The organism is Lujinxingia sediminis (genome assembly GCF_004005565.1).
GTDB classification, from domain to species: Bacteria; Myxococcota_A; Bradymonadia; order Bradymonadales; family Bradymonadaceae; genus Lujinxingia; species Lujinxingia sediminis.
In genome coordinates this window covers 54,093-71,653 of the sequence record NZ_SADD01000004.1, presented here as the reverse complement: position 1 = coordinate 71,653, position 17,561 = coordinate 54,093, and the positions used below count along the sequence as shown (strand labels likewise).

Here is a 17,561-nt window from a genome sequence, read left to right as displayed (position 1 = left end):
TAGGGCGTCAGGCGGTGGTGCGTATCACCTCGGCCAGCGGCGTGCGCGGCGGGTCGGGCACGACGTCGGCGAAGCCCACCCAGACAAAGCCCACGATCTCCTCCATGCTCGGGTCAATGCCGAGCACGTTGTAGGTTTCGGGGGAGTTGGTCACGCCGCCGCTGCTCCATTTGGAGCCGATGCCCTCACTCCACAACGAGAGCTGGATGTTCTGGATGGCGCAGGCCACCGCGGCATAGTCTTCGCGCCGGCGGTGCGGATCGGCGTCGATGACCTGGCTGACTGCGACGAGCTCCGGGGGGCGCGAAAACTTTGTGCGGATGGAGGCTTCCGCAGTATCGTTTAACTCGCCGCGTTTCTTGCGCTTTTCGGCCACGCCGATCTCGGTGATGCGGGCGCGCGTCTGCGGACCCATCAGGGTGAAGCGCCAGGGGTTGGTCAGTTTGTGATTGGGCGCGCGAGTGGCGGCCTGCAGCGCGCGCTCCAGCACTCCTTCGGGGAGGGGGTCGCTTTTGTAGTCGTGAATGGTGCGCCGCGTCATCAAAGTCTGGTGGGTATTCATGGAGGGAGTCCTGGTGTGGGAGAGTCTCAACGCGTTGAAAAACGATCCGCGCTCGGGGGCATTCCTAGTGGCCGAAGGCATCTTTCGCAACGGGCGCAAGTGTCGGCCTGTGCTGTCGTTGTGCCATCGACAATCATGGGTGTGGCCGGATTGCAGGGATAAGGCGTGCTCGTTATAGTCTCGGTATCGAAAACGAGACGAGCGAGATCCGACCGTGTCAACGCAGGACACCACCGGGAGAAGAACCGTGAAAATTGGGGTTCCGAAAGAGATCAAGAATAACGAGTATCGCGTAGGGCTGATCCCAGCGAGTGTGGCTGAGTACGTGCGTCAGGGCCATGAGGTGGTGGTCCAGACCGGTGCTGGCGAAGGGAGCGCCATCCCGGATGAGCGCTATGTGGAAGCCGGGGCCACGATGGTGTCCAGCGCGGAAGCGGTCTGGGAATCATCGGATATGATCGTGAAGGTCAAAGAGCCGATGGCCCCGGAGTACGGTCTGATGCAGAGAGGCCAGATCGTCTACACGTATCTTCACCTGGCAGCGGTGCCGGAGCTGGCCGAGGTTCTGCTGGAGCGTCAGGTGCGTGCGGTGGCCTATGAGACGATTCAGCTCCCCGACGGGCGACTGCCGCTCCTGGAGCCGATGAGTGAGGTGGCCGGTCGTATGGCCATTCAGGTAGGGGCGCGTTGCCTGGAGCGCGAGCACGGAGGCAAGGGGGTTCTGCTGGGCGGTGTGCCCGGCGTGGCCCGCGCTAAAGTTGTGATCCTGGGCGGCGGCGTCGTGGGCACCAACGCCGCGAAGATGGCCGTGGGCATGGGCGCGCAGGTCACGATTGTCGATTTGAATCTCAACCGTCTGCGCTATCTCGATGATATCTTCGGCAGCCGGGTTCAGACGATGCACTCCAACGTCGCCACGATTGCCGAGCAGGTGCTCAACGCCGATCTCGTGGTGGGTGCCGTGCTCATTCCCGGCGCGAAGGCGCCGCATCTTGTGACCCGCGATCATATCAGCCAGATGCAGGAGGGCAGCGTCGTCGTCGATGTCTCGGTCGATCAGGGCGGCTGCATCGCCACCTGTCACCCGACCACCCATGAGGACCCGACCTATGTTGTGGACGGTGTGGTGCACTACTGTGTGGCGAATATGCCCGGGGCCGTAGCACGCACCTCGACCTTTGCACTCAACAACACCACGCTGGGCTACGGCCTGGCGCTGGCCAGCAAGGGCTTTGAGCAGGCCGTCAAAGACGATCCTGCGCTGGCTCTGGGGGTCAACATCTACAGGGGGCAGTGTGTGTATAAGGCCGTGGCCGAGAGCCTGGATCTTGAGTACACGCCGCTGAGCGAGTTGCTCTAAACGTGCAGGGTGATACCCGTATCCCTCCGACGCCTCCGCTGCCCGCTAAGGGCTGGCCGGGGCGTCTTTGTTTTTCGGCGTCGTTCTGCGATCATGAAGGAGGATGTGGGGCGAGGCCGCGATCGGGTTGTATCTGGAAGATTGCAGGCTGAATGAAATAGAATCGTCCACGTCTGAAGTTACAACCGACGCGTTGGTCTGCGGGCCACGCGCCGCCGCCCACTCGGGGCGCAGCGATGACTTAAGAGCACGGGAAGGTGCCCATGTTTAAGAAGAACAAAGCGAAGATGGACGCAAAGGAGCGGCTGGCATTTGAGCAGGAGGCCATCCCTCATCTGGATGCCCTCTACGGCACGGCGCTGCGTCTGACCAAGAGCGAGAGCGACGCCGAGGATCTGATCCAGGAGACGATGCTCAAGGCGTACCGCTACTTCGATAAATACGAGCAGGGCACCAACTGCAAGGCATGGCTCTTTAAGATCATGACCAATACGTTCATCAACCGCTACCGCAAGCAGCAGAAGCGCCGCGAGTATCTGGTCGATGACGACTTCCGTCCCTTGCAGGAACGCGCCGAAGCGCCGGAGTTGACCCCCTTCCACGAGAGCTTTGAGACCGAGGAGCATCTGTACTTCAAGATGTTCGGCGATGAGGTCAAGCGCGCGCTGGAGCAGGTGCCGGTAGACTTTCGCATGGTCGTGCTTTTGGCGGACCTGCAGGACTTTGCCTACAAAGAGATCGCCGAGATCATGGACTGCCCGATCGGTACGGTGATGAGCCGGCTCTACCGCGGGCGGCGCATGCTCCAGGCGCAGCTCAAAGAGTACGCCCTCAACAATGGTTACATCCCCGCTCAGGATGAGGAGGAAGATGCCACGGACGCGCCTGCCGACCTGAACGCCTACCGCGAACGCAAGGCCGCTCAGGCCAGCTGATAGGTTCGGTGGTGGCGGGTTGAGTCGAACTTCCAGATGAGGTGAAGAACGTGGGACAACTGGTGCAAAATGTGGCGTTGGGCTGTGAAGACTTTGAGCCTTTCATCGATACGTATGTCGATGAGGAGTTCGACGAGCGGGAGCGCGCCGATATGGAGGCGCACCTGGCGGGCTGTGAGCGCTGCCGCGGGCGAGTGAATACCCAGCTGCGTTTTAAGGCTCAACTTCGCGAGAAACTCTCGGAGGAGCGCGCGCCACAAGCGCTGCGGGAACGCATCACTCTCGACCTCGCCACGCTGGAACTTGAGCTCGATGAGGAGCGTGTCGAAACCCGTCCGCTTTATGTGCGGGTGGGCTGGATAGCCGGACCGTTGGCGGCGATGCTCGCGCTGGTGCTTTTGATGCCGGAGATGACGATTGCGCCGGCGGCAAGCAGTCCCACGCCGGTCGTCGATCAGACGGTCGAGTGGCATAAGGGGAACTTCCCCCTGGAGATCACCACCAGCAACCCGCAGGAGGCCAGCGCCTGGTTCCAGGACAAGGTCGATTTCTCGGTGCGCCTGCCGCACTTCGACAATGCCCGGGTTAATCTTCTGGGCGGGCGCATCGCGCACGTCGAAGATCGTCGCGCAGCGCTGGTGCTCTACGAGGTTGATGGCTCGCGAATGAGCGTGCTGCTCTTTGACAGCGAGGGGCTCAAAGTGCCGCGGGAGTCGATCCGTGAGGTCGAAGATCGTGATATCGTCTGGCTCAACCAGAAGGGATACGGCGTTGCGGTCGTCCAGGACCTGGGCGTGACGTACGCGATGACCAGTGATCTCGATGAAGATCGTTTTCTGGGGCTGGTCGCCGGCACGATGAAGCGCTAAGACGGTGCCATCATTGGCGATGGCACCTCAAGGCTGAGTGAGACATGAGTCAAGCAACCTACGCCGTCCTTTCGGGCGGCTTTTTTTTGGATGATGCGCGTCGCTATTTTGGCGCCGATAAGGTGATTGCGCTGGGTGGGGATCGCGCCGAGGTTGGCGCGCAACTCCACGAATTGGCCGCCGACGGGGTGGAGTTGCTGGCGGTGTATGGCGACGACGCGCTGGTGGGGCGTGTGATCAGCGCGCTCCTGGGCGAGGTGAACCTTGTGGCCAGCGGGATGCGGGTGTGGCCCTGCGGGCCTCGGGGGACCTCGGTGGTGGGGGAGGCGCTGGCCTCAGAGATGAAACCCTCCCGGGCGGCGCGCATCATGCTGGAGGCTGCGGGCTGGCCGGTGCAGATGACGCCGACGCTCAAGGTCAGCGCGAGCACCCACAGCGGGGCGCGCTACGGGTTTAGTTTCGGGGCGGGCTGGGTGTACCGCGCGCGTCGAGCCCAGAGCGAAGCGCAGAAGGGCGCGGGAAGACTGGTCAGTGCGGTGGCGCGGCTGGCATCGGACACCCTGCGTGAGGCTCAGGCCCAGGATGTGGCCGCTCGGATGCGCGTGGCTCGTGCCATCGTGGAGATGCATCAGGGCTCGGTGGTGGCGACCTCTCTGGAGCGGACCTGGTACGGGCTTCGAAACCCCGCTGCGAAGCCCGCCCTCTGGGCGCATATCCCCACCCGCGCGCTGGTCAGCCAGGGGCTTAAACCGGAACTATTAGAGTCGGTTGGGGAGGGCGCCGGACGCGCCGCAGAGCTGGATGAGCTTGTGCTCGATGCGCCGGCCGGCTGGGTGCTTGATGGCGAGCTCTTTGAGCCTGAGGAGAGCTGTGTGCTGCGTGTGAGCCCGGGGCCGAAGGTGGCACTTGTGCGCCCTCCCGGGCGGCTCGGGGCGCTGGTCTCACGGGTGATCGACGGGCGTGGCCGCTGAGGAAGTGACGCAGGATCGAGCCGCGTTGCTTTGACGCGACATCACGTCGCGAAGTTAAAAAAGACTGCGGGCCCTGAGGCCCGCAGTCTTTTTTTTTGCCGTCGCCGATCGCACTTGGTCTCGCCGCCGGAGTTGGGCTAGTGTCGTACCTCATTCCCAAGTCGTAGAAGGGGCCTGAGTCGCAGCCGAGAGGTGTGCGGGGTGTTTGCTTGCGTCGCGTTACTCGGCGTGGGGCGGACGCGCTGCGTACGGGTGTTGCGTGCTCCGGGGTGGATCGAAGCGGCGGCGTCTGAAGCTGCCGCCGAGGTCGCTCGGAGCGCGGGGTGCGAAGTCAGGTTGGCCCGGGGAACCACCTTCAACCACCCAGACGGGAGGCGACCATGCACGAGAACACCAAAGCAGATGTGGGAGAGGTTAAGGCAGGCCGCAGCATGAAAACGATCGCGGCGTGGGGCTGCGGAGCTCTGCTCCTTGTAGGCGGCATCGCCTTCGCGCTCATCACGGCTGCAGTCGTCTTCACCGTGAAAGACACCATCGACACCGTCGACGAAGTCAGGACGTTCGCTGACGGATTCGCCGGCGAGATCAAGTCGGGGGACTATGACCGACTTCACGCTCGCCTCAGCGAGGAGCTGGGCAGCGAGATGAGTCCTGCCGATTTGAACGAGACCTTTGCGCTGATGCGGCCGGTCGTTGCGGTCGTACCTCCCACACCTTTTATCGTCGCCAAGAGCGACGATAATCCAAAACATTGGGAGGCCTTTACCACGATCGGGTCACCGGTCGCTCCGATGGCGCAAACCATCCATCTGGTGATCGCGCGCGAACCGAGCAGCTCCGGCTCGCGCTACAGTATTGTCGAGCTGAGCACGGATTTCGCACTTCGCGATCTCTCGGCGTTTCCGCAGAGTGAACGCGCGCTGGCCTTTCATCAGGCGTTGATCGACGGCGATGTCAGCCGGGCCCGCGGCATGATTGACGCGTCTTTTGAGGACGAGGCCGCGCTCAGTCTTGAGGAACAGGTGGAGGCGTTTAAGCCTATCCGCGACAAGCAAGTGGAGGTCGTAGCTTTTCTCCCGCTTGATGAGCGTCGGGTTGATGTCACCCTGGTCATTCACGAGAATCCCCAGGCGCCAACGGTGACCTACCAGGTTGATGTCAACAAGAAGGTTCATGCCATGAAGGGACCCCGGAGCATGTCGATCAATGAGCTCGATCCCTTACGCAAGGCGCCGAAGGAGATGCTCGACGAGATCGTCCGAGAGCTCTCTGCAATCCCATAAACGTATCAAAAAATTCGCCGGGGAGGACAGCGCGCGCGGATTTGCGTATGGTCCTCCCCGGTGATGAAGGGTTCTTAAAAGGTACACAGGATCTTCGGCAGGAGACGGACGGTGGATGATTTTTCGGGTGGAGAGCAGGGCGCGAGCACGGGCTCTAAAGTGTTGAAGTTCGCGGCGATAGGCTGCGCGGTGATCGTGTTGATTGGCGCGATCTTCGCCGGCTTTGGGGCGTTTAAAGTCGTGTCGTGCTGTGGGGAGTTCCAGGAACTCGCGCTGGTCGCCGAGGGTGCCCAGGAGCATGCCTACGAGTTTGTGATCGATCTTCGTCGGGAAGACTACGAGAGCGCCTACGCCGCACTCAGCGCCACCGCGCAACACGAACTTCAGGTGGAGGATGTACGTCGGGCCTTTTCTCCGCATACCGAGGATCTGAATAAGGGGATGCCCACGCCTTTCGGCGTCACTCTCCTCTCTCGCAATGATGACCAGAGTGAGGTGGTCTGGGAGATGACCACACGCGTGGCCGAGCCGAGTGCTTCGCACGCGCTGCAGCTCCGCCTGGAGGTGGGCTACGTCGGTGGCGAAGAGGCCGAGCCCGGCTACGGCGTGAGCGCCTGGGAGGTGACGCGCGTCACGCGAAGCCTGGCCGATGATCCGGCGGCCATGATGGCGCAGCGCTTTCACCGGGAAGTTGCCAACGGGAGAGTTGAGCAAGCGCGCCGCTATGTTGCGGCAGAGTCCGATATGTATGGCACATCATTGGAAGACTTTGGTGAGCGGGTCGCAGTCTTGCAAAAGCTGGGTGTCACGCCAGCCGGTGTGGTGGCGATTGCGCCGCGTGATCATCGCAGCACCGAGGTGACCCTGCGTGTGCTGCGTGGCGACGGCGCGCTTGATGTGGTCTATGAGGTCTCGAACACCGGTGACATTCTCAGTTTCAAAGCGCCAGTGGAGCGCAGCCAGGCAGATCTTTCACCGGCTGCCTCCCCATCGCCTCAGGCTGAGCCTGTAGAGAACGATGACGAGGCGGCGGTGGGGAATGAGGAGCCCTCCGATGTCGGTGTCGAGGCCGCCGAACCGGCCCCCGGGCAGGATGCGGAAGTCCGCACTGACTAAGGCGATTCAAGGGCTCGGAGATGACGGCGCGTCCTCTCCAGCGCTTGACGCTCCCCGGTGGCGCTGATAATCCGATCGCGTCCGATGAGAGTTGTGCAGCTTCGTCCTGGAGCGACAATTCGCTGCTGAAAGCCGCGTGATAGCGCGTGACTTCAGTTCTTTACCTACGTCCCAGATTAAGGTCCTGCGATGAGCAAGAAACCCGACGCACCCGACGTCGTTGAGGCGACGGCACCGGCTTCTGTCACGGCGGCCGAGACCAGCCCCGATCCTGCTGAGAGCTTCTTTGACGTTCACCTCGCCCAACTTCAGCGGGCGATGGAAGCGGCTCCGCTTGAGGACCATGTGCGTCTGATCTTGAGCCAGCCCAAGAATGAGGTCATCGTTAACTTTCCGGTGCGTATGGACGACGGAAGTTACGAACTCTTTACCGGCTACCGGATTCAGCACAACAACATCAAAGGCCCCTACAAGGGCGGGATTCGCTACCATCACGAGGTGACGCTCGAAGAGGTCAAAGCGCTGGCTGCGCTGATGACGTACAAGTGCGCGTTGCTCAATGTGCCTTTCGGTGGGGCCAAGGGGGGCATTCGTATGACCCCGGAGAGCTACAGCCAGACCGAGCTTGAGCGCATCACGCGTCGCTTTACGCACGACCTGGGCAACAATATCGGGCCGGAGTACGACATTCCGGCACCGGATGTCGGGACCAACAGCCAGACGATGGTCTGGATGATGGACACCTACATGAATACGCATAACGCCAATGATAAGAATGCCCAGCGTGGCATCGTCACCGGTAAAACGCTCAACTCCGGTGGTAGCGTCGGGCGAGAGAAGGCCACCGGACAGGGCGTGGTCTACTGCATCCAGGAGTGGGCCGACGAGCATGGGTTCCGTCTGGACGGCGCCACCTACACCCTGCAGGGTTTTGGCAATGTAGGAAGCCACACCGCGCAGATCCTCTCACGGTTGGGCGCGGTGATGGTGGCCGTCGAAGATCATACCGGAACGCTCTACAACCCCGAGGGTATCTACCCGCGTAAACTTGTGGATCACGTCGAAGTGCATGGCGGCGTGGCCGGCTACCCGGGAGCCCGGGCGATCCGCTCGGATGAGTTCTGGGAGGTGGAGTGCGATATCTGCATCCCGGCGGCGTTGGAGCTTCAGGTCACCGAAGAGGTCGCGAGCAAGCTCAAAGCTCGCGTGGTGGTCGAGGCGGCCAACGGCCCGACCACCCTGGGTGGTGAGCGCGTGCTGGCCGAGCGCGGCATCGAGGTGATCCCGGACATGATGGCCAACGCCGGCGGCGTGGTCGTCTCGTACTTCGAGTGGATTCAGAACAAGCGCTCGGAGTCCTGGCAACTTCAGGAAGTCGACAGTCGCCTGCACTTCATGATGAAGAACGCCTACCGAGAGATGCGGGCGTTTGCTCGTGCCCACGACGTCGACAACCGCACCGCTGCGCTGGCCGTGGCCATTCAGCGCATCAACGTGATGTATGTGGAGCGTGGCGTCTTCCCTTAAGTTTTTGGAACTGGAGGTAGCACCATGATCAGGCCCACAGAGGCCAGCCGCTTCGGCGTCGACACCGGTGGTACGTTTACCGATGTGGTGATGCCGGGCGGCGATGGCCGCCTCCGGGTCTATAAGTTGCTCTCGACCCCGGCCGATCCCTCGGAGGCGATCGGTGACGGGGTCGATGCGCTTCTTGGCTCTGACGAGCGGCCCTACGAGGTGGTGCACGGGACCACGGTGGCGACCAACGCGCTCCTGGAGCGTCGTGGGGCGCGTGTGGCGTTTGTGATCACAGCGGGCTTTGAGGATGTGCTCTGGCTGGGGAGGCAGGCCCGACCGGAACTTTACGCGCTGCACGTGAAGATGCCCGAGCCGGTGGTGGCGCGCGCCGACGTGGTCGGTGTACACGAGCGCCTCTCGGCCCTGGGAGAGGTGATCGAGGTGCTCAGTGAGACCGAGATCGCGCGGGTGGTGGCTGATGTCGAGGCGTTGGATGTGGACGCAGTGGCGATTTGCACGCTTCATGCCTGGGCGAATCCGGCGCATGAGGCGCGCCTTGCCCGCGCGTTTCGGCAGCATTCGGCCGGCTGGCATGTCAGTGTAAGTCACGAGATCAGCGGGGCGTTTCGAGAGTTTGAGCGGGCGAGTACGGCGAGCGTCAACGCGTATGTCGGCCCGCTGATGGCGCGGTATCTGCGGCGACTTCAGGGGCGTTTAAAGGGGGCGCGTGGCGTGGAGGTTCTGCTCTCGCACGGAGGTCGGGCGGAGGTGGCCTTTGCTGCTGAGCAGCCTGTGCACACGGTCCTCTCCGGGCCGGCCGGAGGTGTGGTCGGGGCGCTGCAGGCCGCCCGGGAGGTAGGCCTTGAGAAGATCATTACTCTGGATATGGGCGGCACCTCCACCGATGTGAGCCTGGTCGATGGTGAGCTGGAGGTTCGGGAAGACGCAGAGATCGATGGGCTTTCGATGGTGGTTCCCGTCATCGACATCGTGACCGTGGGGGCCGGTGGGGGATCGATTGCCTACCGTGATGCGGGCGGTGCATTGCGTGTAGGGCCGCGCAGTGCGGGCGCAAGCCCGGGGCCGGCGTGCTATGGGCGGGGCGGGCAGGAGCTGACCGTAACCGATGCGCATCTGGCACTGGGAACGCTGCGCTCCGGCCGCTTCTTAGGTGGTGAGATGACCCTCGACGCTCCGGCCGCCCTCCGAGCGCTTGGGCGGCTGGCCGATGCGCTTGAGACGCCCGCCGAGGAGGTTGCCCGCGGCGTGCTGGCCATTGCCGATGCTGCCATGGCCCGGGCACTCAAGGTGGTGAGTCTGGAGCGCGGACGCGATCCCCGCGACTTTACCCTGGTGGGATTCGGCGGGGCCGGTGGCCTGCACGCCTGCCGCCTGGCCGAAGCGCTTTCGATGCGGCGTGTGCTCATCCCGCAGAATCCGGGTTTGCTCTCGGCTCGCGGCATGTTGGGGGCCAGGCGTCGGCGCTACTACCGTCGTACGGTGCTGCGCCCGCTCACCGAGGTGTTGGCGGAAGATGGCTCGCTGCGTGAACTTCTCCGGGAGAGCGAGCTCAGCGCCGTCGATGCGCTCGGCGCAGAGTCAGGCGCTGAGCTTGAGCTTCGCTGGGAGGTGGGGCTTCGCTACCAGGGGCAGAGCTTCGAGGTGGTGGTCCCCGTGGACTGGAGTGCCGAGCTCGAAGGGCTTCGTGATCCGAGCGAGCGTTTTGAGGCGGAGCACGAGCGTCTTTATGGCTACCGGGCAGCCCGCGAGGTGGAGCTTGTGGGGCTGCGACTTAGCGCGAGTCTCAGCGACGCTCCAGCGCTCGATGCACTCGCGCCTGAGGGCGACGCGCGGGCGCTTGCCGATGCCGAGGAGGTGATGCTCGATATGGGGAAAGGCGCTGTGGCTGCCCGGGTGATCGAGCGGGCCTGGCTGGCCGAGGGCCAGCGCATCAAAGGGCCGGTGATTCTCACCGAGTACAGTGCCACCACGGTGGTGCTTCCGGGCTGGGAGGTGGTTGTGAGCCGGGGACATCTGATTCTGGAGCGGGAGTCCTGATGGATGCGATCACCCTGGAGTTGGAGCGGCATCGTTTTGCCTCGATCGCCGAGGAGATGGGCGTGGTGCTGATGCGCTCGGCCTTCTCGCCAAACATCAAAGAGCGGCGCGACTACTCCTGTGCGATCTTCGATGCGGATGGCGAGATGGTGGCGCAGGCGGCGCATATCCCGGTGCATCTGGGGTCGGCACCGATGAGCGTGGCCGCCGCACTGGAAGCGGGGCCGATGAAGGCGGGGCAGCACATCATCCTCAACGACCCCTACGCCGGCGGCACGCACCTGCCCGACATCACGCTGGTCTCACCGGTCTTTGACGCCGCCGGCGAGCTGGCTTTTGTGGTGGCCAACCGCGCGCATCATGCCGATGTCGGGGGCCTTTGGCCGGGCAGTATGGGGCTATCCGAGCATATCGACGAGGAGGGGATCTGCCTGGGGCCGACGGTGTTCGATGAGGTGGTGATGGAGGCGATCACCTCGGCCAGCCGCACTCCGCAGGAGCGTCGCGGCGATCTGCAGGCCCAGCTTGCCGCGAACCTCCGTGGAGTGGCCAGGCTCCAGGCGGAGCTGGAGGGGCGCGGTCCGGCGGTGCTCGAGGCCTGCCGGGCGCTTCAGACCCACAGCGAGCGCTTTATGCGTGAGGTCCTGCGGGGGGTCGGCGACGGGCGCTGGTCGTTTGAAGATGCCCTGGATGATGACGGCCTGGGCAGCGGTGCGATTCGCATCCATTGCGACCTGCGCATTGAGGATGGGCGCGCCACTGTGGATCTTCGGGGCAGCGCGCCTGCGGTGCGCGGCCCGCTCAATGTGCCGCGGGCGGTGGCGGTGTCGGCGGCGCTCTATTGTTTCCGCTGTCTGGCTCCCGCCGAACTTCCTTCCAACGGCGGGTATATGCGGTGTGTGGAGGTGTTGACGGAGCCGGGCACGGTGGTCGACGCGTCCCACCCGGCAGCGGTGGCGCTGGGGAATGTGGAGACGAGCCAGCGCATCGTCGATGTGATCTTCGGCGCGCTGGCCCGGGCATTGCCCGGGCGCATTCCGGCGGCCTCCTGCGGATCGATGAATAACCTGACGATCGGTGGTCATGATCCGCGCCACGCAGGCCGGCCCTTTGCCTATTACGAGACGATCGCCGGCGGGGCCGGGGCAGGGCCCGGGTGGGCGGGGCAGTCGGCGGTACACACACATATGACCAACACCCTCAATACGCCGGTGGAGGCGCTGGAGCATGCGTATCCGATTCGCATGGTCCGTTATGCCAGGCGTGAGGCCTCCGGCGGTGCGGGGCGGTACCGCGGCGGAGATGGGGTCGTACGGGAGATGATCTTTGAGGCGGCTGCCACGGTCAGCGTGATGGCCGAGCGGCGCGCCTTTGCGCCCTATGGGCTTCATGGCGGCGGCCCCGGAGCGTGCGGAAGCACGCGCCTGATTCGCGCGCGTACCGGGCGCGAAGAGGTGCTCAAGGGCAAAGTCAGCGTGGAGGTGGAGGCCGGCGACCGCCTGATTCTGGAGACGCCGGGAGGCGGCGGCTACGGGGGGAATGAGGACAGTGGTGTTAGGTCTTAGAAGCGCACGCGCACGCCCGCGTAGTTTGCCCCCAGCTCCGGTTGCACACGCACGCCTGCCTGCGATTCGGCTCCAGGCTCACCTCCCGGGCTGGCGAGGCGGTTGGCGCTGAAGTAGAGGACCACGCCGGTGATCATGCCTGCGGCACCGGCCACCGTGGCGGCGGTGCCCCAGGTGCGCAGGTTGTCGGAGCGTTCCAGAAGCACCGCACGCCGCTGCTCCGCCTCGTCCGAATCCTCGTACAGGGTGTCAGCGTTGCGGGCCGCCTCGCTGTCCTGTGCGCTGAGTATGAGCATCGCCGTGCCGGCAGCGGCCACCGGCGTGCTGGCCACGAGCGTCCAGAGTGCGCCGCGCCGCCAGCTCGCTGCGCTCACATCGAAGGCGGCGGCATCGGCGACCAGGGTGGGTTCCACCACGGCCTGCGTGTTGGAATGAACCCGGGTACGGACCCGCTGTGTCCGGTAGCCTTCTCGCGTCAGCGCTACCTCATAACGTCCCTCGCGCACCCGGGCGGTCACCGGGGTCGTTCCCAGCTCAAACCACTCTCCGCTCTCGAACACCAGATGCGCGCGTGCGCCGGGTGGCGAGCTGCGAACTTCCAGCGCGGCGGCGTCTTCGGCCAGCGTCGCGTCGAGCTGCTCGATGCGCTCGCGGATGCGCTGCGCACCGGAGGTGTCGGCTGCCGGGCTGTCGAGGTAGTCCTGATAATACTGACGAGCTGGCCCGTAGATGCCCAGCTCATGCAGCGAGCGACCGATGGCCCCCCGCAAGAGCGGCCCGGGGCTGCGGGCGTAGGCACGCAGGTAATAGTGAAGCGCCCGCTCAAAGTCGCCGGCTTCAAAACAGGAGACCCCGTGCAGGGTCAACACTCGCGCATCCTCGCGGTGATCCGGACTGACGTAGTCGGGGCACTGATGAGGGGCTGGCGCCGGCGTCTGCGCGTGTGCCAGGAGGGGCGACGAGAGGCTCATGGCTGCCATGGTCAGCGCGCCCAGGCTCAGGCGGCTTCCCTCGGAAGCAAGACGGCGGAATGATGGCAGCATCAACGTTCGTTCAACCACAGCAGTCAGAGTTAGAAAGTACGCAGAAAAGCTGGCCGAACTCTACGAGGTGCCAGGCGATCTGACAACCGCGCCTGCACCGTGTGATGCCTCAAGGGTGATTGCTCCCCGGGGGGCCTTCTCCTATATTGCCCCGATGACGTGCTCCGAATCTCGGAGCCACCGCGCGGCCCTCGCGTGGGACCCCGCATAAGCCTACCTGAGACGTGTGTGGCTTCTACCAACGAACACGACCCGACAAGCTCTCCGCGTGAGAAGGTCTGCTGGCAATGTGGCCGCACCTTCAGCACCGCGCTGGAGATGTGCCCCGATGACGGCGCGCGCCTGATTGAGACGGGGCTCGAAGATCTCGAAGATCCGCTGATAGGCTCGATCTTCGACGGGCGTTTTCAGATCTACAAAAAGCTCGGAGAGGGCGGGATGGGCGCGGTCTACAGCGCGCGCCGCCTCGACTTTGAGACGGATGTGGCGCTCAAGCTGCTTAAAGTCGACTTTGCCCGCGATGAGGGGATCCGAAAGCGCTTTATGTACGAGGCCCGGGTCATCTCCAACCTCAAGCATCCGCACGCGGTGCGTCTTTTTGACTTCGGGCAGACCTCTGACGGCCACTTCTACATGGTCATGGAGCTGCTCCATGGCGAGAGTCTGGCCGATCGCCTCGCCTACCGTTTTGTGACGTATCGGGAGGTCTTCGACATCATTCCCCCGATCTGCGGGGTGCTCGGCGAGGCGCACGCTCAGGATGTGATTCACCGTGACCTGAAACCCGAGAATATCTACCTGCTCAAAGTCGAGGAGAACCATGAGTTTCCTAAACTTCTCGACTTCGGTATCGCCAAACACAACCGTGCCGAGACGATGACGCAGTCGGGCACCCTGTGGGGAACGCCGGCGTACATGAGTCCGGAGCAGGCCCGCGGCGATGTGGTCGGGGCGGCGGCCGATATCTACGGTATCGGGATTATGGTCTACGAGCTGATCAGCGGAAATCTGCCCTTTCATGCCTCGACGCAGATGGGCTTCGCGGTCAAGCACCTCAATGAGCCGGCGCGCCCGCTCTCCTCAATTCCGGGGCTCAACAGTGTGCCCGCGGCGCTCGATGAGCTTGTGTTGAGCATGCTGGCCAAGCGCCCCGAAGATCGCCCCGGCTCGATGGAGGAAGTTGTGGCGCGCCTGGAAGTGATCCGCGCGCAGGACTTTAGTCCCGAGCTTCTGGCACGAGTGCCCGCAGAGGAAGTCGACCCGATCGCGCTTCAGGCCTGGATGCGTGACGCGCCGGATATCTCGCAGAACCAGGACGCACGGGCGAGCTCGGAGGCATCGAGCTCCCAGGAGGGGAGGGCTCGCGAGATTGATGCGTTCGGCCAGACCGATGTGGCCAACGCCCTTCCTGCGTTTCCGTTGAGCAGCGCGCGGGATGTTCTGGACACACTGCCCGCGCCGGGTACATCGGCGATGGCATCGTCCTCGGTGTCCGAAGACGTCCGCGTGGAACGGGAGGCGGCGAGCGCCTCGGCGGAGTTCAGCGCGGTGCTGGATGCCGCACCAGTCCGCGAGGAACGCCGACGCACGGTGATGGTCGTGGGCGCCGGTGCGGTGTTAGTAGTGCTTATGATCGCAGCGCTGATGTTTGGCGGTGATACCCTCAACGGGCTCACCCCGGCAGATCAGGCCGCCGCCGATGTTGAGGCCCCGCAGCTTCCGACAACGCCGCTGGATATGGGCAACGTGGTGAGCGCCGCAGCGATGCACGGCGCTTACGTCTCCTTTGAAGCGCGTGAGCTGGCCCGGCACCTGGCCGAAGCCGAGCGCCTGGGACAGCTGCAGGACTTTGAGTTCGTCAATGAAGAGGTCGAGGCATCGGAAGAGGGCAGCGGCAAGGAGCGCGAAACGACCCCGGCGGTTGACGATCGCACACTGCGCAAGGCTCTGGAGAGCACCTTTTAACAGGACACGCCCGGCTCGATACTCTGACACACGCCCCTCGCTGACCCGATGAATGGGGTGGGCGATGTGGCGTTGTTGCGTCCCGGGCATCAGGCAGGTTGAGGTACGAAGATGGCGAAGGCTCGTTATCAGGCGCTGAAAGTGCGAGAGATCGCTCAGGGGGGAGATGGTGTCGCGGAGCTTCCCGATGGCCGGATCTGTTTTGTTCCCGGTGCGCTGCCGGGAGATAGGGTCGACGTGGAACTCACGCGGGACAAAAAGCGCTGGGCGCGCGCCCGAGTGCTCTCGATTGCGGAGCCCTCGGTGTATCGCGTTGAGCCTGAATGTTCTTATGTCTCAAAGGGTTGCGGTGGTTGTCAGTTCTGGCATGTGAGTCCGGAACAGGAGCTTGCCTGGAAAGCGAAGGCCGCTTTTGAGGCCATGCAGCGCATTGCCGGGGTGGTGTTGCCCGAGCCCGTCTTGCATCACTCGCCGCAGATCAAAGGCTACCGCTCACGGGTGCGTTTGCATCAAGGTGAGGATGGGGTCGGGCTTGGGTTTTACAGCGCGGAGGGCAAGCGGCTTATCAAGGTGGGAGGGGGCTGTGAGGTGGCGATGCCTCTTGTGCGTGCGGTCGCATCGGATTGGCAAGCGCGCCTGGGAGCGTTGGGCGCGGCCGAGGTGCTGATCGAGACGGCGAGCTGCGATGAAGTCGTGATCACGGTGATGCTGGAGCGCGAGGGGCTGCCGGGGCAGACCGCGCTCGACGCGTTGCGCCGGGATGTGGATGCAGACGCTGCGGTTCGGGGTATGCGGGTTCGAGATGAGGGCGGAGCATCGGTTGAGCTGGGGCGTGTGGAGGTGGACGCAGGTGAGGTGCTGGCGAGCGTTCCCGAGTCCGAAGAAAGAACATACACGCTCGACGCCGGGCAATTTCGCCAGAGTAACCCGAAGGTCAACGCGCTGCTTGTGGAACGCGTTGCGGCCTTGCTCTCGGAGCTGGGAGGTCGGCGCGTGCTCGAACTCTTCTGCGGCGCCGGAAACTTCTCGTTTGCACTCGCCCGGCAACTCGACGCGCTCTACGGACTGGAAGGTAGCTTCGAGACCGTGCGCGCAGCAAAGATGATGGCTGCCGGTGCCAACCTGGGACATCTGGGTTTTGCACGGGCGGACCTCTTCGAGGCGAAGAGTTATGAGGCGGTGGTCGCGGCGGACTTCGATACAGTGCTGCTCGACCCGCCCCGGGATGGTGCGCAGGAGGCGGCGCGCTGGTTGGCCTCAGCCGAGAATCCTATCTCCAACGTGGTTTACATCGCCTGCGATCCGGGATGCATGGCCCGAGATCTCGGTGTGTTGAGCGAAGGAGGCTGGCGCGTGGAGGGGCTGGAGTTTTTCGATATGTTCCCGCGCACACGCCATATTGAGACGCTGGCGTGGCTTCGCAGGCCTTGAATCGCTGCGAAGAAGGGAGGCCGGAGCTGCCGGTCTACTCGTCGAAGGTGAAGGTCGACTCGTCGATGTCATCGGCGCGCTCAATGGCCTGTTGAACCTGTTCGGCGGCCTCATCGAGGGCTTCGGTGACCGCACCATCGAGCGCGGCGCGCTCCTCGTTAAGCGCCTGCTGCCCGGTGCGCATGCGCACCTCAATCGCGTCGCGATCGACCTCGGGCAAAGGCTTCGCCTCGCAACCAGCCAGGCAGAGCGCGCCGAGAAGAAGCCCCCGGAAGATGGTGTGGGAAATGCGTCTCACGCGCTGGCGGCCTGAAGATCGTCCAGGTCGATCTCGCCCTCGCTGACCCGGTCGATGATGCGGCAGATGCGCCAGGTCAGAGTGCGCAACACGGGGAACTCGTCAAAATCGCCGCTCCAGAACTGTACCCCTTTGTACGTGGCCACGGTCTGATCGCAGATGCGAAAATGAACGTTGGTCTCTTCGTCGCGGCGCGGGCGCCGGGCCGGACTTGCCGTCCAGAAGGGATGCTCCAGAAGCATGGCGATAAAGCGGCGAGTATCGTCTTCGGAGAGGGTCAGGCTCCACAGATCGGGGCTCTCGTCGTCGAGGCGCCAGCTGAGCAGAAGACGCCCGGCACCCGAGATCTGAAGGGTGACGATACCCAGATCGTCGTAATTCCCACCAATCTGACAGAAGAAGTGGAGACCGGTGGTGTCCTGCTCACGATCGAGGACCGCCTTGAGCCGACGCTCCAGGATCTCGATGGGATCTGACAAGGATAAACCTCCGCACAGGACTGAACGACGACAGCTTGTCAAGTTTTAGCTGTAGATTACGCGCAGCGTCAAGCGCGGCGTTGGTTCTGAGGTCAGGGCCGTCGATTC

At 63.8% G+C, this 17,561-nt stretch carries 15 protein-coding genes; 11 read left to right on the top strand and 4 right to left on the bottom strand.

Features of this window, described 5'->3' with window-relative positions; genetic code table 11:
- Nucleotides 1-7: 7 nt before the first annotated feature.
- Nucleotides 8-562 (bottom strand): nitroreductase family protein, encoded by a 555-nt coding sequence (locus EA187_RS09460; RefSeq protein ID WP_164856162.1) that lies wholly within the window; start codon nt 560-562, stop codon nt 8-10.
- 247 nt (nt 563-809) lie between these two features.
- Between EA187_RS09460 and ald the strand changes: the two genes are divergently transcribed.
- The 9 genes from ald (at nt 810) to EA187_RS09415 (ending at nt 12,237) form a co-directional block, all read left to right on the top strand.
- Nucleotides 810-1,922 carry an alanine dehydrogenase gene (ald, locus tag EA187_RS09455; protein WP_127780113.1) on the top strand — a complete coding sequence of 371 codons (1,113 nt, stop codon included), beginning with the start codon at nt 810-812 and terminating at the stop codon, nt 1,920-1,922.
- A 287-nt stretch (nt 1,923-2,209) separates the two neighbouring features.
- Nucleotides 2,210-2,857: a sigma-70 family RNA polymerase sigma factor gene (locus EA187_RS09450; RefSeq protein WP_115604513.1), complete on the top strand. Its 648-nt coding sequence runs from the start codon at nt 2,210-2,212 to the stop codon at nt 2,855-2,857.
- Nucleotides 2,858-2,907: 50 nt separating this feature from the next.
- A complete protein-coding gene (locus EA187_RS09445) occupies nt 2,908-3,726 on the top strand; it encodes an anti-sigma factor family protein (protein ID WP_164856161.1) in 819 nt (272 codons plus the stop codon).
- Between the two features lie 44 nt (nt 3,727-3,770).
- Nucleotides 3,771-4,697, top strand: coding sequence for a hypothetical protein (locus tag EA187_RS09440; protein WP_127780112.1), 927 nt, complete (start codon nt 3,771-3,773; stop codon nt 4,695-4,697).
- Nucleotides 4,698-5,077: 380 nt separating this feature from the next.
- Complete coding sequence (locus EA187_RS09435; RefSeq protein WP_127780111.1) at nt 5,078-5,980, top strand: hypothetical protein; 903 nt, start codon at nt 5,078-5,080, stop codon at nt 5,978-5,980.
- A gap of 111 nt (nt 5,981-6,091) precedes the next feature.
- Nucleotides 6,092-7,096, top strand: coding sequence for a hypothetical protein (locus tag EA187_RS09430; protein ID WP_127780110.1), 1,005 nt, complete (start codon nt 6,092-6,094; stop codon nt 7,094-7,096).
- Nucleotides 7,097-7,285: 189 nt separating this feature from the next.
- Nucleotides 7,286-8,623: a Glu/Leu/Phe/Val family dehydrogenase gene (locus tag EA187_RS09425; protein ID WP_206524235.1), complete on the top strand. Its 1,338-nt coding sequence runs from the start codon at nt 7,286-7,288 to the stop codon at nt 8,621-8,623.
- A 24-nt stretch (nt 8,624-8,647) separates the two neighbouring features.
- Entirely contained in the window at nt 8,648-10,672 is a 2,025-nt protein-coding gene (locus EA187_RS09420) for a hydantoinase/oxoprolinase family protein (protein WP_127780109.1), read from the top strand.
- Nucleotides 10,672-12,237, top strand: coding sequence for a hydantoinase B/oxoprolinase family protein (locus tag EA187_RS09415; RefSeq protein ID WP_127780108.1), 1,566 nt, complete (start codon nt 10,672-10,674; stop codon nt 12,235-12,237). Before EA187_RS09420 ends, EA187_RS09415 begins: the two co-directional genes overlap by 1 nt.
- On the opposite strand, the gene EA187_RS09410 is transcribed toward EA187_RS09415, so the two are convergent.
- Nucleotides 12,234-13,280 carry a PEGA domain-containing protein gene (locus tag EA187_RS09410; protein ID WP_127780107.1) on the bottom strand — a complete coding sequence of 349 codons (1,047 nt, stop codon included), beginning with the start codon at nt 13,278-13,280 and terminating at the stop codon, nt 12,234-12,236. The genes EA187_RS09415 and EA187_RS09410 overlap by 4 nt on opposite strands.
- 228 nt (nt 13,281-13,508) lie before the next feature.
- Between EA187_RS09410 and EA187_RS09405 the strand changes: the two genes are divergently transcribed.
- Nucleotides 13,509-15,245, top strand: a complete 1,737-nt coding sequence (locus tag EA187_RS09405) for a serine/threonine protein kinase (protein WP_115604013.1) — start codon at nt 13,509-13,511, stop codon at nt 15,243-15,245.
- A 111-nt stretch (nt 15,246-15,356) separates the two neighbouring features.
- Nucleotides 15,357-16,676 (top strand): 23S rRNA (uracil(1939)-C(5))-methyltransferase RlmD, encoded by a 1,320-nt coding sequence (gene rlmD, locus EA187_RS09400; RefSeq protein ID WP_127780106.1) that lies wholly within the window; start codon nt 15,357-15,359, stop codon nt 16,674-16,676.
- Nucleotides 16,677-16,710: 34 nt separating this feature from the next.
- On the opposite strand, the gene EA187_RS09395 is transcribed toward rlmD, so the two are convergent.
- On the bottom strand, nt 16,711-16,974 hold the full coding sequence (locus EA187_RS09395) for a hypothetical protein (protein ID WP_115604017.1): 264 nt from the start codon (nt 16,972-16,974) through the stop codon (nt 16,711-16,713).
- Nucleotides 16,971-17,453 carry a hypothetical protein gene (locus tag EA187_RS09390; protein ID WP_115604019.1) on the bottom strand — a complete coding sequence of 161 codons (483 nt, stop codon included), beginning with the start codon at nt 17,451-17,453 and terminating at the stop codon, nt 16,971-16,973. The genes EA187_RS09395 and EA187_RS09390 overlap by 4 nt, the downstream gene beginning before the upstream one ends.
- Nucleotides 17,454-17,561 lie beyond the last annotated feature (108 nt).